The organism is Micromonospora sp. NPDC003816 (assembly GCF_042874705.1).
Taxonomy (GTDB): Bacteria; Actinomycetota; Actinomycetes; order Mycobacteriales; family Micromonosporaceae; genus Micromonospora.
Genome location: NZ_JBIANP010000006.1, coordinates 232,508 through 258,317, shown reverse-complemented (window position 1 = coordinate 258,317; position 25,810 = coordinate 232,508). Strand labels below are relative to the sequence as shown.

Sequence of the window (25,810 nt, the reverse complement as noted above, 5' to 3'; positions counted from 1 at the left end):
GGTGGTGTCGTCCGCTATTTGTTCAGTGGTTGAATTAAATGGCCGCGATGTGGCAGTGTCAAGGGGTGACCCGACTCGCAGCCCCGGCCGGTGGCGTACGCCAGGGCAGCCTGCGTGAGCTGAACCTCGCCCTCGTCCTCGGCCGGATCGCCGCGGCCGACCGCCCGCCCTCCCGGGCCGCGCTGGCGGCCGAGACCGGGCTGACCCGAGCCACCGTCTCGGCCGTGGTGGAGGACCTCGTCGCCGGTCGACTGGTCACCGAGGCCGAGCCGACGCCACGCGCCGGTGCCGGGCGACCCGCCCGTGGCCTGGTGCTCGCCGGTGACGGCCCGGCCGGGCTCGGGCTGGAGATCAACGTCGACTACCTGGCCGCCTGCGTGGTCGACCTCTCCGGCGAGGTCCGGCACCACACCGTGCACCGGGCCGACCTGCGCCCGGTCTCCCCCACCGACGCGCTGGCCCGGCTGGCCCGGCTCGCCGCCCAGGCGCGCGCCGACGCCGACGCCCAGGGCCTCACCCTGGCCGGCGCGGCCCTCGGCGTACCCGGGTTGGTCGACGACACCGGCCGGGTCCGCCTCGCGCCGAACCTGAGCTGGCGGGACGTGCCGGTGCCGGAACTGCTGGCCGCGCTCCCGCCGCTCACCGAGACCGTCGAGGGCGTACCGGCGCTGGTGGTGGACAACGAGGCCAACCTCGCCGCGCTCAGCGAACTGCACGCCGGCGCCGGACCGGGCAGCTTCCTGCACCTCTCCGGCGAGGTCGGCATCGGTGCCGGGATCGTGCTCGACGGCGCGTTGTTCCGGGGCGTCCGGGGCTGGAGCGGCGAGATCGGGCACATCCCGGTGCGGCCGGACGGACCGCCCTGCCGGTGTGGCGGCCGGGGCTGCCTGGAGCGTTACGCCGGACAGGAGGCGATCCTCGCCGCCGCCGGCCTGGCCGGGGCCGACCTGCCGGCCGACACCGCATCGGTGCGGCTGGCCCAACTCGCCGAGGCCGGTGAGCCCACCGCCCGGCACGCGCTGCACGAGGCCGGTACGGCCATCGGGATCACCGTGTCGAGCGTGATCAACCTGCTGGACCTGGACACCGTGGTACTCGGCGGCGGTTACGCCCCGCTCGCCCCCTGGATCCGGCCGCCGGTGCTCGCCGAGATCGAACGTCGGGTACTCACCGCCGCCTGGTCACCGGTGACCGTACGACCGGCGACCCTCGGCGCCACGGCCGCCGCGGTGGGCGCGGCGGGCTCGGTGGTGCGCCGGATCATCGCCCGACCCGCCGGATGGCTGGCCCGGCTCTAGGCCCCCGGCGTTCCTGGACGGACGGCCCTCGGAGGACCTCGGTACCCTTGCCCCCAGGCAACAAACCCGTGGACCCGAGGAGCAGAGCACCGGCATGCGTACAGGTCGACAGCGCGTGGCGCAGGGCGACCGCCGGTGACCAGGACCCGACGGGGCCCGGCCGCCGGCGCCACCGGCCGTGGGCGAGCCGGCCGCCTCGGCTCCGCCCCCTCGGTGGACCCGGATCTCGCGCGGGAACTCCTCGACGGGCTCGCCGAGGCGGTGCTGATCGCCGACAGCGTCGGGCAGGTTCTCCTGGTCAACGCCACGGCCAGCGCGCTGCTGCCGGAGCTGCACCCGGGCGTCGCCCTGCCCGGCTCCCCGGTGACGATGCTGTCGCAGGCGTACGCGACCGGCGCGGACGACGTCGAGGGTGAGCACCGGGACCGGCGGCTCCGGGGCATCCGCCGCCCGTTGGCCGGTGACCGGTCGGCGTGGTACGTGCGGGACGTCACCGACGACCACCAGCGCGCCGAGGCGTTGCGGACCGAGCGGGGGCGTACCGACTTCCTGGCCCAGGCCGGACGCCGTCTCGGCCTGGCACTACAGCGCGAGCAGGCGCTCCAGGCCGCCGCGACGCTGCCGGTGCCGTACCTCGCCGACCTGGCCCTGGTCGTGTACCTGCCGAGCGGGACGGTCGAGTACCAACCGCAGTGGATCCGGCACTCCGGCCACGGATCGACGCCGGCCCTCGGCGCCGCCGGCTGGGACGCGGTCAGCGCCGTACCCGGGCTGGTCGAGGCGCTCGACGGGGAGACCGGCGTCCCACGGCCCTGGCCCGTCACCGAGCGCGGCGGAGCCGGGCCGCTGATCCCCGACGATCTCGATCCGGCCGCGACGCTGCTGGTCAGCCCGATGCCGGGGGCCGGGCGGACGGCGGGCGCGCTGGTGCTGGTGCGGACCGGAGCACGTGACGGGTTCGACCGGCGCGACGTCGAGCTGGTCCGGGAGTTCGCCGCCCGAGCCGGTGCCGCCCTGGCCACCGCGCAGCTCTACGACGCGCAGATCCACCTGGCCCGGGTCCTGCAGAACAGCCTGCTCCCGCCGGGCCTGCCCGCCGTGGGCGGCGTACGGCTCGCCGGTGGGTACCGGGCGGCCGGCGACAGCCTGCGCATCGGCGGTGACTTCTACGACGTGCTCCCGACCGACGGGGGCGCGCTCTTCGCCCTCGGCGACGTCAGCGGCAAGGGCGTCGGCGCGGCCGTGCTGACCGGCCGGGTCCGGCAGTCGTTGCAGACGCTGCGGCTGGTCGAACACCGGCCCCGGGAGTTGCTCGCCCTGCTCGACCGGGCTCTGCTGGACATCCCGGACGCGACCCGTCGCGGCCAGTTCACCACCCTGCTGCTGGGCGCGCTGCATCCGGAGCCGGACGGCGGGCTACGGGTACGGGTGGCCGGCGGCGGGCACCCGGCGCCGCTGCTGGTCGACGCTGCCGGGACGGTGACCCCGGTCCAGGTGGGCGGCATGCCGGTGGGTGCGGTGCCGGGGGCGCGGTTCGACGAGGCCGAGATCCGCCTGCGGCCGGGTGAGCTGCTGCTGGCCCGCACCGACGGGGTCACCGAGGCCCGGGGCGGGCCGCACGGCACCGAGATGTTCGGCGAGCGGCGGCTGCACCGGGCCCTGGTCGAGGTCGCCGGGTCGTCACCGTCGGCGCTGGTCGACCGGGTGCTCCGGTTGGTCGACGAGTGGTGCGGCGGGCACCGGCACGACGACGTGGCGATGCTGGCGGTGGGCCCGGCCGGGCACGGTTGAGCGCCGCCGGTCAGGCGGTGCGGGAGACCGAGGTCTCCCCCGCGGACCAGCCCCGTGCCGGCGGCTCGGCGACGTGCTCCACGGCGGTCAGCCCCGCCGGCAGCTGTTCCGGGTGCGTCTCCTGCTGCGGCACCAGCGGCGACACCGGCCGCATCACCCGCGCCCGGGCCGCCGCGTCGAACTCGCGCAACCCGTGCAGCAACGCCTCCCGGGCCTCCGGGGCCATCGCGGCGAGGATCGTGGCCAGATGCTGACGGCGGTCCTCGCGCAGCTCGGCGAGGAGCCGGCGGGCCTCGGCGGTGAGGTGCAGCGAGATCTCCCGGCGGTCGGCACGGCCGGGCTCGCGTTCCAGCATCCCGGCGGCGACCAGCCGGTCGCAGAGCCGGCTGGCCGAGGAGAGCAGCATGTCCAGCCCGGCGGCCAACCGGCGCAGGTTGATCCCGTCCTGCCGTTCGACGAGCATGACGGCTCGCAGCTGGGCGGTGGAGATCCGGTTGGCCGTCCGTTCCCGTGCACCGTCCCAGACGGTCAGCAGGGCGCCTGCCGCGGTATCCAGCTCGGCAGCCATACTCGTCTCAGGTCCCGGTGGACCATGCAGTTCCGCCATGGTGGGCCTGAGCGTACTCCGATTCTGTCGCCGCATGGGCTTGTGATCAAGGAGAGACGATGAGCGAGCCGGTCGACGAGGCCCGTGCCACACTCACGGCGGCCCCGGCAGACCTGCTCGTCCGGCGGGTCGCGGAGCTGCTGGAGCGGGAGTACGGCATCACCGAGACCGAGCTGCTCCAGGTCGACTACCGCCTGGCCGCGCTGCTCCCGCTCACCGGGGGCGACGAGGTGACCAGCCCCGGTCACCACGCCTGGCGCTGTTTCGACCACGAGACCCCGGTGTACGCGGACGGCACCGGTTACCTGCCGGTCAACATGCGCGGTGAACGGCGCGGAGTGCTCCGGGTCGCGCCGCTGGCCGACGACGGGCTGCTGGGCGAGCTGCTGGAGATCGCCACGTCCCTGGCCCACGAGCTGACCGCGGTCGACCCCGGCACCGACGTGTACCGCATCGCCCGGCGTACCCGACGGCTCACGCTCGCGGCCGAGGTGCAGTGGGAACTCCTCCCCGGGCGCAGCCGCACCCGGCCCTCGTTCAGCCTGGCCGGCCAGCTCGAACCCGCGTACGCGGTGCGTGGCGACAGCTTCGACTGGTCCGACGACGGTGAGCGGGTCTGGACCGCGACGATCAACGGGATGGGCGAGGGGGTGGCCGCCTCGATGCTCACCACGCTGGCCACCTGCGCACTGCGCAACGCCCGACGGGCCGGCATCCCGCTGGCCGACCAGGCGACCCTGGCCGACCAGGCGATCTACGACCTGCACCGGGGTGAGCAACATCTCTCCACCCTGCTGCTCGAACTCGACCTGCGGACCGGCCTGCTCACCGCCGTCGACGCCGGTTCGCCCCGGCTGGTGCTGCTGCGGGCCGGCCAGGTCACCGTGCAGCCGCTGGAGGCGCAGTTCCCGCTCGGCATGTTCGAGGGGACGACCTACGTCGAGCAGTACATCCAGCTCCAGCGCGGCGACCGCCTCTTCATGATCAGCGACGGGGTGATCGACGCCACCGGGCGCAACATCCGGTACGGCGAGACCGCACTGGACCGGATGTTGCGCCGTACCGCGCCGATGACTCCGCTGGACGCGGTCCGTTCCCTCCTCGGCGATCTGCGGGCCTTCGTCGCCGGCGACCTGACCGACGACGCGGTCGTGGTGTGCCTGGACTGGACCGGCCCGCAGCCGTAGCCACCTCGGGTCAGTACGCGCCCCGACTGTTGATCACCGCGCCGAAGGTCTTCCAGAGGATGGTCAGGTCGGCCGCGAGCGACCAGTTCTCCACGTAGTAGAGGTCCAAGCGGATGCCGTCCTCCCAACTCAGGTCGGACCGGCCGCTGACCTGCCAGAGACCGGTCATTCCGGGCTTGACCAGCAGGCGGCGGGCCACGTCGCCGTCGTAGCGGGCCACCTCCGACGGCAGCGGCGGCCGGGGCCCGACCAGGCTCATCTGCCCCAGCAGCACGTTGACCAACTGGGGAAGCTCGTCCAGGGACCACTTGCGCAGCAGCCGACCGACCCGGGTCACCCGGGGGTCGTCCCGCATCTTGAACATCAGGCCGTCGGTCTCGTTGCGCACGGTCAACTCGGCCAGCAGGGCGTCCGCGTTCACCACCATGGTGCGGAACTTGAAGACGCCGAACTCACGCCCGCCCTGACCCACCCGGGTCTGCCGGAACAGCACCGGCCCCCGGCTGTTCACCTTCACCGCGAGCGCGATGGCTGCCAGCAGCGGCAGCAGCAGGGTCAGCGCCACCAGCGAGACCGAACGGTCGACCAGCCCCTTGACCAGTTTGCGCACCCCACGGAACTCGGGTGCCTCCACGTGGATCAGGGGCAGCCCGGCGACCGGGCGGGTGTGGATGCGCGGGCCCGCGACGTCGGTCAGCGCCGGGGCCAGCACCAGGTCGATGCCGGTTCCCTCCAGCTGCCACCCGAGTCGGCGCAGCCGGGTGGCGGTCAGCTCCCCGCAGGCGGTGACCGCGACCGTGTCCGCGCCGATGGCGTCGGCGGCCTCCGGGATGCCCCGGAACGAGCCGACCACCGGCACGTCACCGAGCCGCTGCGCCACCGGAGCCAACAGTGCGTCCGGGATGCAGGCGCCGACCACCTGGTAGCCGGCGTACGGCTCGCGGCGCAGCGTGTGCACCAGCTCCAACACGTGTGCGGTGTCACCGACCACCAGCACCCGCCGAGACCAGCCCGTCCCCCGCGACCGGGCTCGGTGCAGACGTTTGCGCGCGGCGAACCGGGCCACTTCCAGCCCGATCGTGCCCACCGCGAACGAGATCGCCAGGAAGCCACGGGACACGCCGACGTCGGCGACGTACCCGAGGATCGCGACGGCGCCGGCCAGCCGGAGGCTGGCCATGCTCACCCGCCGGTACTCGTCCGCGCCGTAGCCGACCACCCGGTCGTCATAGCAGCGCAGGACCTTCAGGGAGACCAACCAGGCCAGCACCAGGGCCGGCGCGAACAGGACGTAGGGCACGTGGGTACCACGTGGCACGGATTCGCCGAATCGAGCCGCGTAACCGATGAGCACCGCCACGGACAGGACGGTGGCGTCCAGCACGACCAGGGTACGGACGTACGTCCGCTGGTCGCCACGCACCGACCCGCTCGATGGCGGAGTGTCACCCGATCGCGATGACGATCTGGCGGGGGTCAACAGCGTCGCCGAGGTCACCAGCCCTCCCACACTTCACTCGGAGACGGCCCGGGACCGGCCGGGACGGAGGCCAGATCTGCCGGTGCACGAGAACATCCTGCCTTGATAACTATGACGGCCGATTGCTTCGGACGTATTGCCGTCACTTTCCGGGGTGGAGGACGACCGGAAAGGGGCCTGTCGTACCGCTTTCTCCGGTACCGCAGACCCCGTCCCTGTGCATTCGCTCAGGCCGGCGCCTTCCTCAGGGCGATCGCCCTGAGGAAGATGTCACTGATGTTGGTGGGGTCGGCGGCGATGAACGCCCCGCCACCGGCTGCACCGGCGATGGTGTCCAGCTCCGACTTGCTCACCTCGGTGCCGATACCCACGATGATGACCTGGATCGGCTGCTCCGGGTCCTTGATCCGATCGAGCTCGGCGAGCAGATCACGTTGCGAGATGCCGTCCGGGTTCTCGTTCTTGCCGTCGGTGAAGAGCACGATCGAGTTGACCTTGCCCGGTTCCCAGTTGCGCTGGACGTCCTTGTAGGCGGCCAGCAGCGTGTCGTACAGCCCCGTGTCACCGCTGGACGAGGTGACCGTGTCCAGTCCCCGCTCCAGCGTGCCGCGCTGCCGTGACAGCGGCCCGATCGGCACCAGCTCGCGGTAGTCCCGCGACCCGGCCAGCTTGGTGGAGAACACCCACAGCCCGATCGACCAGGAGTCGTCGAAGAGGTTCAGGCCGCGCCGGGCCGCCTCGATGGTGACCTGTTGCCGGGTTGCCCCGTTGGCCGTCGGCACGGTCTTCTTCATCGAGCCCGAGACGTCGATGATGCAGAGCATCCGGCCGGACAGGGTCGCGATCGACCAACTCGACACCGCCCGCTCCACCGCGTCCGGCGCCAGTCCGCCGGCGGCCACCCCGCCCTGCGGCGGGGGCGCTGCGGAGGCGTCGCCACCGGCCGGAGAGGGCGCGCCCTGCGGGGCGGCGAAGCCGCTCCCCCAGTTCCCGTCCGGCCCGCGCAGCGACTGCGCGGCCAGCTTGTCCTTGAACGACGAGGTGGTCAGCGCCTCGAACAGCACACGGGCGGCGGACGCCTTGGCCGGATCGATACCGGGCAGTACCGCGTACGGATAGTCCAACGGCAGCGGCGCCGGTTTGAGATAGAGCGCCGCCAGCGGCACCGGAGGCTTGCGGGCGTTGTACTGGATGACGTCCTCTTCGGAGAGGGCCGCCGCACCGAGCGCACTGGCGAGCGTGGTGTTGTCCGTCGAGGTCGGGAACTTCGCGAGCAGGTCCTGACGCAGCGCCGAGGCGCCCGACGCCAGCGCCCGCAACGCGCCGACCCGGTCCTGCTCGGCGGTGGCACCACCGGTGGACGACGCCGCGGTCATCAGCGACAGCAGGCCGGACAGCCCGGCGGCGTCCCGGGTCGGCTCCACGATCCCGGTCCGCAGCGGCCGGTCGCTGTTGACCCGGGCCAGCAACTGGGTCCAGTCGAGTTCCTTCTGCGGCCAGCCCAGCCGGGCGGCGATCGGCTCGGGCATCGCGACGACCACCGGGCTGCTGGCGATCGACGCCCCGTTGCCCGGCTCGAAGGCCGCCGCGCCACCGGTCTTGAGCCGCAGCAGCCAGGTGGAGGAGTCCGGGATCCAGACATCGGGGCTCACCGCGGTGCCACTGGCCTGGCCGACGCCGGCCAGGGTCGCGCCGTGCTTGGCCGCCACCACCGCCGCCACCTCGACCGGGTCGGCCGCCGAGACCGTCACGTCGATGCAGGTCCCCTCGACGGCGGCACCCTTCTCCTCCCACTCGGTGGCCGCTTGGTCCACCGCGGGAGCGATCTCGTTGGCCACGGCGACGGACAGCTCGATCTTGCCCGAGCAGTCCTGACCCGCGAGTTGGCGATAGCCGACCCATCCCCCGGCCGTGACGACGAGAACGCCGACCGCCGCCGCGGCGGCGGCGCCGTGAAAACCTGAACGCATGCGATGGCGGCCTGCTGACACGCAGACCATCTTGCGTATCCCGCCGGTGGACTGCCATGGCCGTTCGGTCGAAAGTTACAGAGGAGAAACAGTTTCCCTCGATTTGATAACTTTGCGTGACGAAGTCACGGCGCAATGTGGATGCATCTATGTCTCAGGCCCACGATCAGGGCAGAACGCAGGTAGGGCTCGCGACCACCAGCGGCTCCCCCAGTGGCGCCGGTACGCCGGTCTCCCGATCGAGGAGAAAAATGCGTACCATATCCGCCCGCTCGTCGGCGACATAGAGGTGCTCGCCGATGATGACGAAGTGGCGCGGCCACTCGCCGCCGGTGTCCACCTCGGCGACCTGCTCCGGAAGTTTCGCGCCGAGGGCGAAGACGGTGATCGTGCCCACTCCCCGGTTGGCGACGTAGAGGAAACGCCCGTCGGCACCCACGGCGATCTCCGACGGCTGTACGTGCCCGCCCCTGCTGCTGGCCTCGACCCGACCGAGTTCCTGGAGCCCACCGTCGCCGGCCACCTCGTACGTGAGGACCGAGCCGTCCAACTCGCCCGAGACGTAGCAGCGCCGGCCGTCCGGGTGCCGGGCCAGGTGCCGCGGGCCCACCCCCGGGGCGGTCCGTACCCGGGCACCCCGGGGCGACAGTGCGCCCGCCGCGTCGAGGTCGTACCGGTAGATCGAGTCGGTGCCCAGGTCGACGGCGAACAGCGGTGCGCCGTCCATGCCGGGCACGACCATGTGGGCGTGCGCCTGCTCCTGCCGCTCGGGGTCCGGCCCGTGCCCCTGGTGGGCCACCACGTCGGTACGCGCGCCCGGGACACCGTCGGCGTCGAGCGGGAACACCGTCACGCTGCCGCTGCTGTAGTTGGCCACCACGAGATGCCCGCCGTCCGGCGTGACTGCCAGGTGGCACGGATCCGCGCCACCGGTCGGCTGCGTGCCGGCGGCGTCCAGCTCTCCGTCGGCCCCCACCCGCCAGGCGCTGATCTCACCGGTGGGTAGTTCGTTGACGGCGTACAGCATCGGCAGTCGGGGGTGGCGGGCGAGGAAGGACGGCGACGCGGTGACCGCGACCGTGCCCAGCGACGTCAGGTCGCCGGTGTGCGGATCCCGGCGGGCCGCGACGATGCCGGTGGCCCGGCCGCCGCTGGACGCCGTGTAGCCGCCGATGTGCACGATCTCGCCCTGAACCGCCACCGTGTTCCGCCTCCCTGCCGAATGTCGTGTCGATCTCACCAGAAGCCTTGCCCCGATGCGGGCCGGTTAGACCTGGAATCCGCGACGGACCTCCGGTCCTTCCCGGAGCAGCCCGGCCCCGGCCCGCCTCCGGGACCGGGTCAGGCGGCCGGCACCGGCTCGCCCCGCTGCCGGGCCACGTGCTCGACCAGTGAGATCAACACTGTCTTGCCGGACTGCCGGTCGCGGGCGTCGCAGAGCACCATCGGCACGTTGCCGTCGAGGTCGAGAGCGCGGCGGACCGCCTCCAGGCTGAACCGCTGCGAGTTGTCGAAGCAGTTGACGCCGACCACGAACGGGATGCCACGCTGCTCGAAGTAGTCGATCGACGGGAAGCAGTCGGCCAGCCGCCGGGTGTCCGCCAGCACCACCGCGCCGAGCGCCCCGAACGCCAGCTCGTCCCAGAGGAACCAGAACCGGTCCTGCCCGGGCGTACCGAACAGGTAGAGCTGGAGGTCGTCGTTGATGGTGATGCGGCCGAAGTCCATCGCCACCGTGGTGGTCGACTTGGTCTCCACCCCGGAGAGGTCGTCGGTCTCGATGCCCGCCCCGGTCAGGATCTCCTCGGTCTGCAACGGCCGGACCTCGCTCAACGCGCTGACCAGCGTCGTCTTGCCGGCGCCGAAGCCACCGGCGACGAGGATCTTCAGCGCGATCGGGATACCGTGTTCCCGCCGCTCGCCGTCATAACGCACGGAGTCCATCGACCACCGCCTTGAGGATGTCGTTGTCGGGCAGGTACGTGGCACGTGGCGGCTGGTGCACGGCGACCAGTCCCCGGGAGAGTAGATCGCCGAGCAGTACCCGGACCACACCGATGGCGAGATTGAGGTCGGCGGCGAGTTCCACGACCGGCGTTCCCCGACCGGCGAGTTCCACCAACAGCCGGTGTTCCGGGTACAGCTCCGGGTAGGCGCCGAGGTCCGGGTCCGGCTTCGCCAGCACGTACGCCACCAGGTCCAAGGCGTCCGCGCTGGCCCGTACCCGGCCACCGGTCAGCGTGTACGGCCGGACCACCGGCCCGGCATCGGCGTCGAGCCATTCGTGCTGGTTCCCCGGTAAGTCAGTGCGCATCGGCGGCACCCACCGACGCCCGGGTCGGTGTCCCGAGATTCTCGCCCACCCGGGTCACCAGCATCGCCATCTCGTACGCCACCAGGCCGATGTCGGCATCGGCGTCACTGGCGACAGCGAGGCAGGCACCCTGCCCCGCCGCCGTCACGAAGAGGTACGCGTCCTCCATCTCCACCACCGTCTGACGCACCGGCCCGCCGGTGAGGTGGCGGCTCGCGCCCCGGGCCAGGCTGGACAGTCCGGAGGCCAGCGCACAGAGGTGCTCGGCGTCGGCCTTGTCCATCCCGGTGGAGCAGCCGAGGAGCAGCCCGTCCGCCGAGAGCACCACCGCCTGCCGCGCGGTCGGTACCCGCTCCAACAAGTCGTCCAACAACCAGCCGAGATCGGCACTCTGCCTCGTCGAATGCATCAGGCGTCCCTCTCAGTCGCGGTCGGGGGTTGCACAGTCGCCGGGTCACCGGCCGGCGGCCCTGCCGGCTCGGTGTCTCGGTCCTGCTCGTGGTCGGCGGAGGTCGCACCGGATCGCCCCGCCTCGCCGTTCGGCGGTCCGGTACGCACCGCGTCTCCGGTGGACGGTCCGGTGGACCCCGCGTCGTCGTTCGGCGCGACGGCGGCGCGTCGGCCCCGCGCGGTGCCCGCCTGGAGTGCCGACATGAACCGACGGGCCTCCTCCGGGCTGCGTGGGGTCGGCTCGCCGAGCGGCCGGATCGGCCCGCGCGGGACCACCACCGGTTGCCGCATCGTCGGCCCGTCGATCGCCGAGGACACCGCCGGCATCTGCACCGTCGGCGCGTCGAGGCCGTCCTGCGCACGGCGCGGTGCCGCCCGGTGCCCGGCCGGACCGGACGACCCGTCACTGGACGCACCGGTGCCGGACGGACCGGTGCCGGAGGCCACTGGGGGCGTCGACCCGACCGGTGCCGGTCCGGCGGCGTCGGCGACCGGGGATGAGGTGGCGGCGGAGGGTACGGCGGTGTCTGGCGACGCGGTGGCGGCCGACGGCGTGGTGGCGGCCGGGCCCCGCTGACGGATGCGGCGGGGCAGACCGTCCGCCTCGGCCGGGCCGACCGTGGAGCCGAAGGTGGGACCGCCCCGGCCACCGGTCGCACTCGCCGGCACCGCCTCGGTGGTGGTCGGCTTCTCCGGCTCGGCCTGTGATCGCGTGGTCTGCCGGGGCACTGTGGTCAACCGGGTGGCCCGGGCCAGCCGGCGCTGTTCCGGGGTGGTGGCCTGGTCGTCTCCGGCGGGAGTGTCCAGGTCGGGCAGGGGTGACGGCTCGGCGGTGATGAGTGCCCCCGGGATCAGCACCACGGCGGTCAGCCCGGTCCCGTCCGACTCCCGCAACCGCACGCGTACGTCGTGCCGGGCGGCGAGCCGCGCGACCACGAACAGCCCCAGCCGCGCGGTCTCGGCCGGGTCGAAGTCCGGTGACCGGGCGAGCTTGCGGTTGGCCTCCTCGATGGCGGCGGCCGTCATGCCGAGCCCGTGATCGGTGACGGAGAGCGCGTACCCGTGGGCGACGTGCTCGCCCGAGATCTCCACACGGGAGTCCGGCGGCGAGTACGCGGTGGCGTTCTCGATCAGTTCGGCGAGCAGGTGGATGACGTCGCCGACGACCCGACCCACCGTGCCGGCGGCCTGGACGTTGACGATGTCCACCCGGTCGTACGACTCGACCTCGGAGATCGCGCCCCGGATCAGGTCCACCATGGCGACCGGGTTGCGCCAGCCCCGCCCGGGTGCCGCACCGGCGAGGATGACCAGGTCCTCGGCGTGCCGCCGCAGCCGGGTGGCGAGGTGGTCCACCCGGAACAGTTCGGCCAGGTGGTCCGGGTCCTCGGCGTCGCGTTCCATCCGGTCGAGCACGGTGAGCTGCCGGTGCACCAGGCCCTGGCTGCGTCGGGCGATGTTCAGGAAGACCTCGTTGAGGCCGCGACGCAGGCTCACCTCGACCATGGCGGACCGGATCGCGGCCTTGTGCACCTCGGTGAACGCCTGGGCCACCTGGCCGATCTCGTCCGCGCCCCGGTCGGCCAGCGGCGCCTCGTGGGCCACGTCCACCTGCTCGCCCCGGCGCAGCCGCTCCACCACCTCGGGCAGGCGCTCCTCGGCCTCCTTGACGGTGCCGCGTACCTGGGTCAACCGCTTCGCCAGCGACCGGCCGACCCGCAGCGCGACGACCAGCGAGAGCACGACGGCGACCAGACCGAGCAGCCCGGCGGCGGCCAGCCGGACCAGGGTGCGCACCGCCATCGGCACCGAGCGGTCGGCCAGACCGTCGGCCTGGGTCAGCTCGAAGTCGCGCAGCGACCGCTGCACCGTGTCGTAGCTGGTCTGCCAGGCCTGCTGGTCGATCCGGAGTCGGGCCGAGGGATCGGCGGCGACCAGCTCGTCCTGCATCTGCCGCAACTGCGTGAACTCGTCCTGCTCGGTCAACCGCTGGTACGCCACACGGTCCGGCTCCGGCAGGTCGGCCACCGCGCTCTCGGCCAGGAAGCGCTGGTTGGCGATGCCCTGCACGAGCAGCGTGTGCTCGCCCTCGGCGAGTCGTCCGCCGATCAACGCGCCGGCCAGCAGCGCGTCGGTCTGACCGAGCAGCTCCCGCGAGCGGCCGATGTCGGTCAGCGCCCGCGCCTCCCGGTTGAGATCCTGGTCCGGCAGGTTCGCCAGCGCGGAGAAGGTGTGGAACGCGGACGAGATCATGCCACTGTAGAGACCGATCACCCCGGCCCGGTCGAGGTCCCGGCGATCGATGAACGCACGCCCCGACGGCAGCGCCTCCAGTTCGCCGAGGAGCCGGTCCAGCCGGGTCTCCAGCAGCTCACCGGCGGCGTCGCGCAGTTGCTCTCCGGAGACCCGGCGCTGGAGTTCGGCGATCGCGATGTCGGTGCGGTCCCGCTGTGCGACGAGCTCCGGCAGTACGCAGTTGGTCGGTGGTTGACCGCAGACCGTGCGCGGCGAGCCGAGATGGACCACCGAGAGCCGCCGCTCCCGTTGCAGCTCGGCCACCACCGTCTCGCCCGGCCGGCCCAGGTCGTACAGAAGGGTCCGGGCGGCGAGCAGATCCAGTGCGGGGCCGAAGGTGAGCGTGGTCGCGAAGATCCACAGTGCCAGCAGCGCGGTCACCGGCACCACGACCAGCGCGGTCAGCTTGGAGCGGATCGGCCAGTCGCGGGTGTTCAATCGGACCTCGCCCGGGAGGGTGGCTGGAAGGGCTCCGGCACGGCCGGGCAGCACCGTCACCGACACGCGCCTCGGCTGCCCGCCGGGGCGCCGGGGTTCGGGCGCCTTGGGCAGGATACGTAATCCCCGCCGGACGCACTACCGTCTGTCGAGACTACCTATACGGTGCCGGACGTACCGAGGACGCCCCTGCCGCCCGCAACGGGCGACCGTGCGGTGCCCGTCCCGGTCCCGGCCTCGGTCGATGTGACTGTCCGCCCTTCGCCCCCTTCGGACGACGTTCCGCCCTGGCCACCACCGATCCGGATGAGGAAAGTGCCCCGGAACGGGATTGGCGATCAGTGCCAGGAGGGAATACCTGAAGCGAAGGAGGAGCCATGTCGCCCACGCAGATAGTCGTCACCGTCCTCGTCATCCTGGTGGTCGCCGCCGTGGCCGCGGCCGTCGTCGTGGCCGGCCGCCGCCGTTCGCTACGGCAACGCTTCGGCCCGGAGTACGACCACGTCGTCGCCGAGCGGGACAGTCGCAGCGACGCCGAGCGCGAGCTGCGGGACCGGGAACGCCGGCACGCGGATCTCGAACTCGTCCCGCTGGACCCCGAGTCCCGCGCCCGGTACGCCGCCGCCTGGGAGGAACTCCAGGTGCGTTTCATCGACTCCCCCGCCGAGACCGTCGGTCAGGCCGACGAACTGGTCACGCGACTCGTCGCCGAGCGGGGTTACCCCACCGGTGACTTCTCCGACCAGCTCGCCCACCTCTCCGTCGAGCACGCCCGGACGCTCGGCCACTACCGGGACGCGCACGAGATCCACCTGCGCAACTCGCGGGGCGAGGCCGGCACCGAGGACCTTCGCCAGGCCGTCGTCCACTACCGCGCCCTCTTCGCCGACCTGCTCGGCGAGGAACCGGTCGCGTCGACCACCACCCCGGAGCAGCGCCACCCCGAGGCCGCCCATGACGCCACGAACCGCTGAGGAGAGCACCATGCGGCAAGACGAGCAGCAGCTCAACAACGACCACCCCGAGGCCGTCCGGTCTGCCCCGGTGGCAGTGCCGCCGAACGGTGACCACCGGGACGTACCGGACGACCTCGACCACACCGACGAGCCGACGGACCGCGACCGGGTGGAGTCCACCGACCGCAACCGCCCCTGGGACGGTCGGCCGGGCGACGACGACCGTGCCGACGAGGTGACCGATCCCGCTCCGGTGCCGTCCGCTTTCGGTGCCACCTCGGTCGGTGGCGCGGTGGCCGCGTCCGCGCTGGCCAGCCCGCGCCCGGAGGACGAGATCGACCCGCGCGAGGAGCGCACCGCGGCGCCGGGCGACGGCGCGGTCGACGGTGAGCGGGAGGGGCTGCGGGCCGACCCGACCGCCGAGTTCGACCGGAGCGGCGACGACCTCGACGAACTCGACGACACTGGTACGGCCGTCGACCGTGGGCCGGGCGGCCACCGGGCCGACGACCTCGACGGGCGGATCGAGTCGCGGGACCTCCCCGGTGACGCGTCGACCGTCGACACCACCGACGTGGCGGCGGCCGGCGGCCCCGGTTACGGCAGCGCCACCCCGACGATGGTCGACCCGGACGGGCAGTCGCCGGCCGGCGGCACCGACGCCGGATCGACGGTTCCAGCCGGCGCGGCGACCCTCTTCGACGAGTCGACCGCACAGGGCTTCCGGGACCGCTGGCGTGACGTCCAGCTCCGTTTCGTGGACGACCCGCAGGCCGCCGCCGGTCAGGCGCAGTCGCTCGTCGACGAGGCCATGCAGGCGCTGTCCGCGGCGCTGGCGGAGCACAAGAGCAAGCTCGGCGGGTGGCAGGATGCGGGCTCGCCCGACACCGAGCAGCTCCGGGTGGCGGTCCGCGGTTACCGCGACTTCCTCGACCGGGTGCTCGGCCGCTGATCACCGTCGAAGGCGGGTGTCCCCGGACGGGACGCCCGCCTTCGTCGTGTCGTCGCAGGCATGGCCCGGTGACCGGCGGGTACCCGCAGGGGGCCGGAGGAACCGTGCGGCGGACAGGAGGGCGGCAGGATGACGGATCGCGACCGACCGCTGGAGGAGCGCCCCGAGGTGGCCGCGGCGGTGGACGACGACAGCGGCGTGCCCGAGCTGATGACCGGCGGCGGGGCCGACCGGGACACCCCGGCCTTCGCCGGGCCGGGTGAGCGGATCGACCTCGACGCACCCACCGAGGACGTCATCGCCGACCCGTACGCGGCGGGCACCGGCGCGACCGGGACCGGCACCGGAGCCGCCCCGGCCGACATCCGTACCGGTGCCGAGCAGCCGTGGGACCCGGAGGACCTGGTGATGGCCCGGGGCCAGGACCTCACCCCCGAGAACATCGAGCGCGCCCGGCGTGAGCTGGCCGAGACCGGCCGGGCGGCGATCGAGAAGACGGTGCCCTGAGCACGGGACGGGCCCACCCGGTTCGAGTGGACCCGCGCCGCGCGGCGAGAGGGGCCCCTGGTCCGACCGGTGCGGTCGGACCAGGGGCCCGGGGAACCCGCCGCCGCAGCGCCTCACCTACTGCTGGCGGCCGGTATGCCTGACCGTCAGGACAACGGCGGGTAGGCGTTGCGCATCAGCTCGGCGAACTGCGCCGAGAACCAGGCGCCCGAGATCGGGGCGTCGGCCAGGGCACCGCTGCGGCTGTTGCCGTTACGGTCGTTACCGGTGTAGGTCGGGTCGCACATCCGGTCGAAGCCCTTGCCGTCGTTGTTCGGGATCTCGCGGCTGGAGCCGTCCGACTCGCCCGGGGGCTTGGCCCAGACGTACGCGTCGATACCCGCCGCCGGCGCGGCCTTCGGCCGCTCGCCCATGCCCGCACCGGCCTGGTTGCACCAGTTGCCCTTGTGGATGCGACGGTCGACCCGGCCACCGTCCACGTAGGCGTCCACGCTGGTCGTCGGGCCCGCGCCGGTGGGCCGGGCGCTGCCGCCCCAGCCGTTACGGGAGGTGTCGATCAGCATGCCGATGCCGCTCGGGAAGCCCTGCCGGACCAGTTCCTGCCGGAACGCCTGAGCGAAGCTCTGCTCGTCGTTGTAGAAGTTCCAGTCGATCCACTTGGCCTGGCGCACCGTCTGCCCGTTGACCGTGTCGCTGATCTTCGCGTACGGCTCGATCAGGGCGGAGTAGTTCGCCGTGTTGGTGATGAAGCCGTGCACGTGGTTGACCGTGCTGCCGGAGGCGGTCGCGGCCTGCTTCAGGACCTGGGCGCTCGGGACGAAGTTGCTGTCCCAGCCGAGCCAGCCGTGGTGCCCGGCGTCGACGTAGTTGTAGACGTTCGAGAGCGCGCCCAGCTTGGCCAGCGCGTAGCCGACACCCTGCACGTACGCGCCGTTGGCCTTCACCGTGTCGCACATCACGGTGCCACCCGGGTTGTTGGAGGTGTTGGTCACCAGGTTCGGCAGCGAGTCGACCTCGATGACGTTGATGATCCGCAGGTTGCGGTACTTCGCGTCACCCATGATCGCCGCGATCGGGTCGATGTACTCCGCCTTGTACCTCGGCAGCTCGTCGGCCTTCAGCTCACCGTTGGAGGCGAGCGCCGCGCAGTCACGGCCGGGCAGGTTGTAGATGACGAACTGGATGTACTCGGCGTTCTGCCGCAGCGCCTCGTCCAGGTGGTCCCGGATGCCCATCGGGCCGTTGGACTGGCTGTTGTCCGTACCCTCGATCGCGGCGATCCGGTCGATCCAGACGGCGGTCGAGATGCTCGACACCCGGTTGCCGCCGGTGACCGACTCGGCCCGGGCCTTCCACTCCGGGTTCACGTAGCCCCGGGCGTTCAGGTACGGGTTGTCGACCTTGGTGCCGGGCGGCGGCGTCGTGGGCGGCGGGGTGGTGGGCGGAGGCGTCGTCGGCGGAGGCGTGGTGGGCGGCGGGGTGGTCGGCGGCGGAGTGGTGGGGGGCGGCGTGGTCGGCGTGGTGCCGCCGTTGCAGGCGACCCCGTTCACCGTGAACGAGGTGGGCTTGGGGTTGCTGCCGCTCCAGGCGCCGTTGAAGCCGATGCTGGTGCTGGCACCGGTGGCCAGGTTGCCGTTGTAGGACTCGTTCTGCGCGGTCACGTTCCGGCCCGACTGGGTCCAGCGGGCCGACCAGCCCTGCTGGACGCGCTGGTTGGCGTCGGGGAACGTGAAGCCGAGGGTCCAGCTGGTGAGCCGGTCACCGATGTTCCGGATGGTGATGTTGGCGGTGAAGCCGCCCTGCCAGTCGTTGGTCGTGTACGCGACGTCGCACTGCGTCGCGGCGTGCGCCGCGGTGACGGGGATCGTCACCAGACCGCCCGCGACCAGCGCGCTCGCGCCGGCCAGCGCGACGGTCCGTCGTCGACTGGACAGCCTTCTCCACACATTCATGCCACTGATCTCCTTGGGCGAGACCGGATCCGCGTACGGCCCGGCACGTGGCGTCCGAGGGACGTCCTACGCGGACGACCGCCGATGCCAACGGGATTCTTCGGGAGCGCCCGACCCGGGCGGGCGTTGGTGGTGGTGCACGACCGGGGTACCCGGTCGACGGCACGGTGGTCGTCCGGTGACACCGGCTGCCCTCGACACCTGCCTGCGCGGTGTGGCTCCGATCACCGCGTGCAGCGATTCTTGCATGGGAGCGCTTCCATGGCAATGGTTCGATATTTTCGAAAGCTTAACCCGGCATTTCTGGCGCCGCCCGTGACACACCGCCACCGGGGTGACGTCCACCGACCACAGGGCGTGAACCACCCCACCCGGGACGCCCCGGCACGCGTCTCTCAGCAGAAGCCGACCGATCGGGTAAAACGCATGAATGCCAGAACACGAATCTTTCCCTGCATAGGTCATGAAACGGTCTAACGTCAGTTCTGGCTCGGTTGTGCGGGCCGCAGGACAACAGGGATGGAGTGACACAGGTCATGGCTAAGAAGATGCTGGGGAAGGTCGTTGCGGGTGCCGCCCTCGGCGGTGCTTCCCTGCTGGTGTTCGCGCCCGGGGTCGCGCTCGCCGACGGCCACGCTCCCGAAGACGAGGGCAAGGTCTTCGCCAAGCCGCACGCGGTGAAGCCCGGCGACGAGGTCAAGCTCGTTCAGATCTGCGAAGAGGCGCAGGAGCACCCCTTCGTCTGGTCCAAGGTCACCGGCAAGGTCAAACTCGAAGCGGCCCACAAGGGCGGCGACAAGGGTGACCAGGGCGGCGACCGGGACTGGAAACAGGACCGCAAGGACTGGCAGGACAACAAGGACTGGCAGGACCGTGGGGACTCGCAGGACGGCAAGGACTGGCAGCCCGGCGGCGAGGACCGCTCCGAGGGCAAGGACTCGGGCGAGGACCGCTCCGAGGGCAAGGACTGGTCGGGCGAGGCCGAGTCGGCGCCGGAGTCCAAGGGCGCCGGTGGCGGTGCGGCCGACGCGGCCGACGCCGGAGGCAAGGACCGCGACTGGAAGGCCGAGGAGCACGGCCAGGACGCGGAAGGTGCGCGGGACCACAAGGCCCCGTCCGCCGAGGAGGAGCACGGCGCGAAGTCCGAGAAGGACTGGTCGAGCGAGGCCGAGCGCGAGTGGTCCGGCGAGAAGGACTGGTCGAGCGAGGGCGACTGGTCGGGCGAGCGCGGCAAGGACGACTCGGGCGACCGCTGGGAGCACGAGAAGGACTTCGTCTACTACGGCGAAGCCCGCGTCGCCAAGGACGTCAAGCCCGGCACGTACGAGCTCAAGGGCTCCTGCGGCGTCGGTGAGATCGTGGTCCTGCCGCACGGTGGGGTCGACGGCGGAGACGGTGGCATCGCCACCGGCGCCAACGGTGGCCTGGCCACCGCCGGAGCGGGCATGGTCGGTGCGGCGGCCCTCGGTGGCCTCGTGCTGATGCGTCGGCGCCGGGTCGATGAGTTCGCGGCCTGACGCGACGGCGAGACGGGCCGGCGGCCGTCACGGTTCTCCGTGGCGCGCCGTCGGCGCCGCCGTCGTCGTGCTGCTGGCCATGGTGGGTTCCGGGCTGATCGGCGCGTCGCTGCGGCCCGTCGAGCCGGTACGCCCACCGCAGCCCCTGGCGCAGGCCGGTCCGAGTACCCCCGAGCCCCGCGCGTCCGAGCCGTTCGACGACGCGGACCTCGACGACGGTGATGCCGTCACGACCCGCCCCGCGACCGGGCTGCCCCGGTCCGCGCCGACCACGATCACCATCCCCCGCATCGGCGTCAACGCGAAGATCATGATGCTCGGCACCAATGCTGACGGCACCGTGGAGGTCCCCCCGCTGGACCAGGCCATGCTCGCCGGTTGGTACTCGCCGGGTCCCAGCCCGGGCGAGGTGGGCAACTCGGTGATCGTCGGGCACGTGGACTCCGCGGCGATCGGTGCGGCGGTGTTCTTCTCCCTCGGCGCGCTGCAGTCCGGCGACGTCATCACGGTCAGCCGGGCCGACGGGGGCTCCGTCGACTTCCGGGTCGACTCGGTGGCCGCTCACCCCAAGGACGCCTTCCCCACCGAACAGGTGTACGGCCCCTCCGACCGACCCGGGCTCCGCGTGATCACCTGCGGCGGCCAGTTCGACGAGGTCAAGGGCGACTACCCGGACAACGTGATCGTCTTCGCCTCGCTGATGAGCTGACCGAGACGTTAGGAAGGGCCCCTTCCTATGCACGAGGCGTTAGAAAGGGGCCCTTCCTTACATGTCAGCTGGCTGAGGAGGTCCGCACCAGCGTCCGGATCTGCCGCAGCAGCACCGAGAGCGCGGCCAGGTCGGCGCGGGACTCGTCGAACTCCCCCATCGCCCGCTCGGCGCGATGGATCGAGGTGGCGTTCGACTGTTCCCACTGCTGCACCCGCTCCGACGGCGAAAGGTCACCCGGCGTGGAGTCGAGCACCTCCCCGGTGAGCGCGGCCAACGCGGCGTACAGGTCGTAGCGCAGCGCCATCCGGGCCAGCGTCTGCCAGCGGTCCTCGCGAGGCAGCAGGGAGATCTTCGACAGCAGCGAGTCGACCCGGAACCGGTTCGAGAGCACGAAGTAGACCGAGGCCACCTCGCTCACGTTCCGCCCGCTGCCGGCCGCGGTCTCCACCACGTCCAGCAGACCGAAGCTGTACATCAGGCGGGTGTTGCGCTCGGCCAGCTCACGCGGCACGCCCCGCTCGGTCATCGAGTCGATGTGCGCCGCGATGCCCTCCCGCTCGGTGCCGTAGAACAGCGTCTCCAGCTTCGGCAGCAGCTCCGCCACGCCCTCCCGCAACCGGGCGATCTCGGCCGGCACGTCCAGCGGCGAACGCCGGTTGGTGACCAGCCAGCGCACCGCCCGGTCGAGCAGCCGCCGGGTGTCCAGGTAGGCGCTGGTCTGCAACTCCGGGTCGACGCGGTTGTCCAGGGCTTCGATGGCGTCCCAGACCTCCCGCAACCCGAACACCTCGCGGACCACCACGTACGCCCGGATGACGTCGGCGGCGGTGGCGGCGGTCTCCTCGACCACCCGATAGACGAACGAGATGCCGCCCCGGTTGATCGCCTCGTTGACCAGCACCGTGGTCACGATGTCGCGACGCAGCCGGTGCCGGTCCATCCGGTCGGCGAACCGCTCCCGCATCGGGGTCGGGAAGTAGTTGACCAACACCTCGTTGGTCCACTCCTCGTCGGCCAACCCCTCGGCGATGATCTCCTTCTCCAGGGCGATCTTCACGTACGCGAGCAGCACCGCGAACTCCGGCGCGGTCAGCCCGGACTCGGCGCGTACCGCCAGTTCCTCGTCCGGCGGCAACGCCTCCAGCGCCCGGTTCAACTCGCCGGAGCGTTCCAGGTGGGTGATCATCCGCCGGTGCACCGGCAGCAGCGACGCGGCCTGCGTCTGGGCGTTGTTGATCGCGCGGGCCTGGTCGTAGTTGTCCCGCAGCACCAGCTCGGCGACCTCGTCGGTCATCCGGGCCAGCAGGTCGTCCCGCTCGGGGACGGACAACTCGCCGTCGGCCACCGCCGTGTTCAGCAGGATCTTGATGTTCACCTCGTGGTCGGAGCAGTCCACCCCGGCCGCGTTGTCGATGAAGTCGGTGTACATCCGGCCGCCCGACTGGGCGTACTCGATCCGGCCCTGCTGGGTGAAGCCCAGGTTGCCGCCCTCGCCGACCACCCGGCAGCGCAGGCTGCGCCCGTCCACCCGGATCGCGTCGTTGGACTTGTCGCCCACCTCGCCGTTGGTCTGGGTGGAGGCCTTGACGTAGGTGCCGATGCCGCCGTTCCAGAACAGGTCGACCGGTGCGGTGACGATCGCCTTCATCAACTCCTGCGGGCTGATCTGCGTCACGTCGTCGGGCAGCCCGAGCACGGCGCGGACCTGCGGCGACACCGGCACCGACTTCGCGGTACGCGGGTAGACGCCGCCGCCCGCCGAGATCAGCTCGGTGTGGTAGTCCTCCCAGGTCGAACGGGAGAGCTCGAACAGCCGTTTGCGCTCGACGAACGAGGTGGCCGCGTCCGGGTTCGGGTCCAGGAAGATGTGCCGGTGGTCGAAGGCGGCCACCAACCGGATGTGCTCGGAGAGCAGCATCCCGTTGCCGAACACGTCGCCGGACATGTCGCCGACGCCGACCACGGTGAAGTCCTGGCTCTGGGTGTCGTGGCCCAGCTCGCGGAAGTGCCGCTTGACCGACTCCCAGGCACCCCGGGCGGTGATGCCCATCTTCTTGTGGTCGTACCCCGCCGAACCGCCGGAGGCGAACGCGTCGCCCATCCAGAAGTTGTGTGCGACGGAGATCTCGTTGGCGATGTCGGAGAAGGTCGCGGTGCCCTTGTCGGCCGCCACCACCATGTACGGGTCGTCGCTGTCGTGCCGGACCACGTCGTCGGGCGGCACGATGTCACCGGCCACGATGTTGTCGGTGACGTCCAGCAGCGCCGAGATGAACTCCTTGTAGCAGAGCACGGCCTCGTCCCGGTCGCCCGGCTTCTGCTTGAGCACGAAGCCGCCCTTGGCGCCCACCGGCACGATCACCGCGTTCTTGACCATCTGCGCCTTGACCAGGCCGAGCACCTCGGTGCGGAAGTCCTCCCGCCGGTCGGACCAGCGCAGCCCGCCCCGGGCCACCGGCCCGAACCGCAGGTGCACACCCTCGAACCGGGGCGAGTAGACGAAGATCTCGAACTTCGGCCGGGGCGCCGGCAGGTCCGGGATGGCCTGCGGGTCGAGCTTGAACGCCACGTACGACTTGGGCCGCCCGCCGACCGGCTTCTGGTAGAAGCTGGTCCGCAGGGTGGCCTGGATCAGGTTCAGGTACGCCCGCAGGATGCGGTCCTGGTCCAGGCTGGCCACGTCGTCGAGCGCGGCGTCGATCTCGGAGACCAGCTCCGCCGCCCGCTCCTCCCGCTGCTCGGCGGTGAGCGACCCCGGTTCGAACCGCGCCTCGAAGAGCCGCACCAGCAGTGTGGCCATGACGGGGTACGCGATGAACGTGGACTCCATGTAGTCCTGGGAGAAGACGGTGCCGGTCTGACGCAGGTACTTGGCGTACGCGCGCAGCACCACCACCTGCCGCCAGGTGAGCCCGGCGCGCAGCACCAGCTCGTTGAAGCCGTCCACCTCGGCCTCGCCCCGCCACGCCGCCGCGAAGGCGTTCTCCACGTGCGGGCGGACCTCGGCCAGCTCCTGGTGGCCCTCGGGCAGGCGCAGCCCGAAGTCGTACAGCCAGATCCGGCCGTCGACGCGTTCCACCTCGTACGGGTGTTCGTCGACCACCTTCACGCCGAGCGAGTGCAGCACCGGCAGCACCGCGGAGAGCATCATCGGCTCGCCGTAGCGGTAGACCTTGAACCGGACGTCCATCGACTCGTCGACATCGGACCGGACGACCGCCCGCGGCAACGGCTGCTTGCGGAACAGGTGCATCTCGAGCTGGCCGGACTCCTCCAGCAGCTCCAGCTTGGCCAGGTCCTTCATCGCCTCGTACGGCGTGTGCCCGTCCTTGTAGCCCTCCGGGAACGCGTCGGCGTACCGGGCGAACAGGTGTTTGGCCTGCTCGTCACCGAGCTTGCGTTCCAGCACCAGCCGGTAGTCGTCGTCCCACAGCCGGGTGGCGTCGGCCAGTTCCTCGGCGAGCAGGTCGGCGTCGATGTCCCCGGGCGGGCTGCTCGGGTCGGTACGCACGATGAAGTGCACCCGGGCCAGCATCGACTCGGTGACACGGGTGGTGTAGTCCACCCCGACCCCGTTCAGCTCGCGCAGCAGGATGTCCTGCATGCGCAGCCGGTTCTGGGTGGTGAACCGGTCCCGGGGCAGATAGATCAGGCAGGAGATGAACCGCCCGTACGCGTCCCGGCGCAGGAACACCCGCAGTTGCCGGCGACCCGCCATCCGCAGTACGCCGATCACCGCGTGGTAGAGGTCGTCGGTCTTGATCTGGAACAGCTCGTCGCGCGGGTACGTCTCCAGGATCTGCAACAGGTCCTTGCCGGAGTGGCTGCGCTGGCTCAGTCCGGAACGGTCCAGCACCTCGGCGACCTTGCGTCGCACCACCGGCAGCTCCTGCACGCTGGTCCGGTACGCGGCGGTGGAGAAGAGCCCGAGGAACCGCCGCTCGCCCACCACCCGACCGTCGGCGTCGAAGATCTTGAAGCCGATGTAGTCGAGGTACGCCGAGCGGTGCACGGTGGCCCGCGAGTTCGCCTTGGTGATGATCAGCAGGCGCTTCTCGGTGACCTTCTCGTGCGCCTCGGGTGTCATCGACGACAGCGCCCGCGCCTCCGGCGAGTCCTGCCGCAGGATGCCCAGCCCGGTGCCGAGCACCGCCTCCAGCGCCGGCCCGCTCTCGGCCGAGTTCTGCACCAGCCGGTACTCGCGGTATCCGAGGAAGGTGAAGTGGTCGTGGGCCAACCAGCGCAGCAGCTCGACCGAGTCGGTGATGTCCTTCTCCGGCACCGGCGGCCGGTTGTCGCTGGTCCGCGCGGCGGCCAGCTCGTCGGCGAGGGAGAGGGCCCGCTGGCGCATCTTGGGCCAGTCCTCGACGGCCTCGCGCACGTCGGTGAGCACCCGCTGCAACTCGCGGCGCAGCTTGTCGCGTACCTCCTGGTCGCGGACCGGGTCGATCTCGATCCGCATCCAGCTCTCGACCAGGTCACCGTCGATCGCGTCGTCCGGCTCCACGTCGGCGGCGACCTCGACCAGTCGTCCCAGCGGCTCACGGCGCACCACGACCAGCGGGTGCACCAGCAGGTGCACGTCCAGGTGGTGGCTGTTGAGCAGGGCGGTCACCGAGTCGACCAGGAACGGCATGTCGTCGGTGACGATCTCGACGACGCTGTGGTGCTGCTCCGCGTCGGGTGAGTGGATCCGCAGCTTCAACTCGCCCGGCACCCGCTGGTCGGCGAGCTGGCGGTGGGCGCGTGCGGCGTCGAGCATCTCCTCGGCGGTGAAGCCGATCAGCTCCTCGTCCGGCGCGAACCGCCAGAACCGACCCACCAGGGTCGCCGCGTCGTGGTCGTCGCCGGCGAGGGCGACCGCCTGGGCCACCAACCGCTCGGCGTTGGGCACCGGCTCGTCGAGTTCGGCGTCCTCCACGTCGTCCGCCAGCGCCTCCGGTGGCAGACCCAGGTCGTAGAGGGTGTCGATGCTCGAACCGGTCATCCCGGTCGTTCCTGTGTCGAGTCGGCCGTAGCCGTCTCCGTCGGTCGCCGTGTCGAAGCTGTCGTCCCGGCCGGTGTCAGCCTGCCGGAGGTCGGGTCCCGGTTTGATCGCCGGACGCCGGTCCATTCGGTGCCACTCCCCTCGACCCACCGCGTTGTGGGTCACTCTCGACGCCCAGCCTAGGCCAGACCGACCGGTCGCCCCGTCGGCGTACCACCAGCCGGACTTCCGGTGCGTGACGTCGTCCTTTCGCCCGTTGCGGTACGAGGTTCGGCCGGGTCAGGAGTACCCCGCCAGATGTTGTTCATCACACCGGCGCGGCCCCGTCTTTCGCCCACCTGGGACATCACGGGGCAACCCCAGGTGCCGCGGCGTACTAGCGTGCAGGGCAGCCCGA

At 71.7% G+C, this 25,810-nt stretch carries 18 protein-coding genes; 8 read left to right on the top strand and 10 right to left on the bottom strand.

From position 1 onward, the window contains the following. Positions 1–38: 38 nt before the first annotated feature. Both ACFYTT_RS21105 and ACFYTT_RS21100 read left to right on the top strand, forming a co-directional pair. The gene (locus ACFYTT_RS21105) at positions 39–1,298 is read left to right on the top strand and encodes an ROK family transcriptional regulator (RefSeq protein ID WP_357210803.1); all 1,260 of its coding nucleotides are present in this window, start codon (positions 39–41) and stop codon (positions 1,296–1,298) included. 135 nt (positions 1,299–1,433) lie between these two features. After that, positions 1,434–3,089, top strand: a complete 1,656-nt coding sequence (locus tag ACFYTT_RS21100; protein WP_387261312.1) for a PP2C family protein-serine/threonine phosphatase — start codon at positions 1,434–1,436, stop codon at positions 3,087–3,089. A gap of 10 nt (positions 3,090–3,099) precedes the next feature. On the opposite strand, the gene ACFYTT_RS21095 is transcribed toward ACFYTT_RS21100, so the two are convergent. Then, on the bottom strand, positions 3,100–3,657 hold the full coding sequence (locus ACFYTT_RS21095; protein ID WP_131055790.1) for a MarR family winged helix-turn-helix transcriptional regulator: 558 nt from the start codon (positions 3,655–3,657) through the stop codon (positions 3,100–3,102). Between the two features lie 98 nt (positions 3,658–3,755). Between ACFYTT_RS21095 and ACFYTT_RS21090 the strand changes: the two genes are divergently transcribed. Further along, positions 3,756–4,883: a PP2C family protein-serine/threonine phosphatase gene (locus ACFYTT_RS21090; protein WP_387261310.1), complete on the top strand. Its 1,128-nt coding sequence runs from the start codon at positions 3,756–3,758 to the stop codon at positions 4,881–4,883. A gap of 10 nt (positions 4,884–4,893) precedes the next feature. On the opposite strand, the gene ACFYTT_RS21085 is transcribed toward ACFYTT_RS21090, so the two are convergent. The 7 genes from ACFYTT_RS21085 to ACFYTT_RS21055 form a co-directional block, all read right to left on the bottom strand. After that, positions 4,894–6,381 carry a sugar transferase gene (locus tag ACFYTT_RS21085; RefSeq protein WP_176095079.1) on the bottom strand — a complete coding sequence of 496 codons (1,488 nt, stop codon included), beginning with the start codon at positions 6,379–6,381 and terminating at the stop codon, positions 4,894–4,896. 209 nt (positions 6,382–6,590) lie between these two features. After that, positions 6,591–8,354: a substrate-binding domain-containing protein gene (locus ACFYTT_RS21080; protein ID WP_176095080.1), complete on the bottom strand. Its 1,764-nt coding sequence runs from the start codon at positions 8,352–8,354 to the stop codon at positions 6,591–6,593. 145 nt (positions 8,355–8,499) lie between these two features. Further along, complete coding sequence (locus tag ACFYTT_RS21075; protein ID WP_387261306.1) at positions 8,500–9,534, bottom strand: lactonase family protein; 1,035 nt, start codon at positions 9,532–9,534, stop codon at positions 8,500–8,502. Between the two features lie 140 nt (positions 9,535–9,674). Beyond that, positions 9,675–10,277, bottom strand: a complete 603-nt coding sequence (locus ACFYTT_RS21070; protein WP_131054266.1) for an ATP/GTP-binding protein — start codon at positions 10,275–10,277, stop codon at positions 9,675–9,677. After that, on the bottom strand, positions 10,258–10,647 hold the full coding sequence (locus ACFYTT_RS21065; RefSeq protein ID WP_131054265.1) for a DUF742 domain-containing protein: 390 nt from the start codon (positions 10,645–10,647) through the stop codon (positions 10,258–10,260). Before ACFYTT_RS21065 ends, ACFYTT_RS21070 begins: the two co-directional genes overlap by 20 nt. After that, positions 10,637–11,056, bottom strand: a complete 420-nt coding sequence (locus ACFYTT_RS21060; protein ID WP_176095081.1) for a roadblock/LC7 domain-containing protein — start codon at positions 11,054–11,056, stop codon at positions 10,637–10,639. Before ACFYTT_RS21060 ends, ACFYTT_RS21065 begins: the two co-directional genes overlap by 11 nt. After that, complete coding sequence (locus ACFYTT_RS21055) at positions 11,056–13,830, bottom strand: nitrate- and nitrite sensing domain-containing protein (RefSeq protein ID WP_387261301.1); 2,775 nt, start codon at positions 13,828–13,830, stop codon at positions 11,056–11,058. The genes ACFYTT_RS21060 and ACFYTT_RS21055 overlap by 1 nt, the downstream gene beginning before the upstream one ends. 377 nt (positions 13,831–14,207) lie before the next feature. Between ACFYTT_RS21055 and ACFYTT_RS21050 the strand changes: the two genes are divergently transcribed. From ACFYTT_RS21050 to ACFYTT_RS21040, 3 genes are all read left to right on the top strand, one after another. Continuing rightward, positions 14,208–14,804, top strand: coding sequence for a hypothetical protein (locus tag ACFYTT_RS21050; RefSeq protein ID WP_131054263.1), 597 nt, complete (start codon positions 14,208–14,210; stop codon positions 14,802–14,804). A gap of 10 nt (positions 14,805–14,814) precedes the next feature. Then, complete coding sequence (locus ACFYTT_RS21045; RefSeq protein WP_387261298.1) at positions 14,815–15,738, top strand: hypothetical protein; 924 nt, start codon at positions 14,815–14,817, stop codon at positions 15,736–15,738. A gap of 129 nt (positions 15,739–15,867) precedes the next feature. Next, positions 15,868–16,245 carry a hypothetical protein gene (locus tag ACFYTT_RS21040; protein ID WP_131054261.1) on the top strand — a complete coding sequence of 126 codons (378 nt, stop codon included), beginning with the start codon at positions 15,868–15,870 and terminating at the stop codon, positions 16,243–16,245. 146 nt (positions 16,246–16,391) lie between these two features. Here ACFYTT_RS21040 and ACFYTT_RS21035 read toward each other — a convergent pair whose 3' ends face one another. Beyond that, positions 16,392–18,197: a glycoside hydrolase family 6 protein gene (locus ACFYTT_RS21035; protein WP_176095083.1), complete on the bottom strand. Its 1,806-nt coding sequence runs from the start codon at positions 18,195–18,197 to the stop codon at positions 16,392–16,394. Between the two features lie 536 nt (positions 18,198–18,733). On the opposite strand from ACFYTT_RS21035, the gene ACFYTT_RS21030 reads away from it, so the two are divergent. Next, the gene (locus tag ACFYTT_RS21030) at positions 18,734–19,714 is read left to right on the top strand and encodes a hypothetical protein (protein ID WP_387261294.1); all 981 of its coding nucleotides are present in this window, start codon (positions 18,734–18,736) and stop codon (positions 19,712–19,714) included. Continuing rightward, positions 19,698–20,423 (top strand): class F sortase, encoded by a 726-nt coding sequence (locus tag ACFYTT_RS21025; protein WP_387261290.1) that lies wholly within the window; start codon positions 19,698–19,700, stop codon positions 20,421–20,423. Before ACFYTT_RS21030 ends, ACFYTT_RS21025 begins: the two co-directional genes overlap by 17 nt. A gap of 64 nt (positions 20,424–20,487) precedes the next feature. On the opposite strand, the gene ACFYTT_RS21020 is transcribed toward ACFYTT_RS21025, so the two are convergent. After that, entirely contained in the window at positions 20,488–25,539 is a 5,052-nt protein-coding gene (locus ACFYTT_RS21020; protein ID WP_176095086.1) for an NAD-glutamate dehydrogenase, read from the bottom strand. Positions 25,540–25,810: the final 271 nt, after the last annotated feature.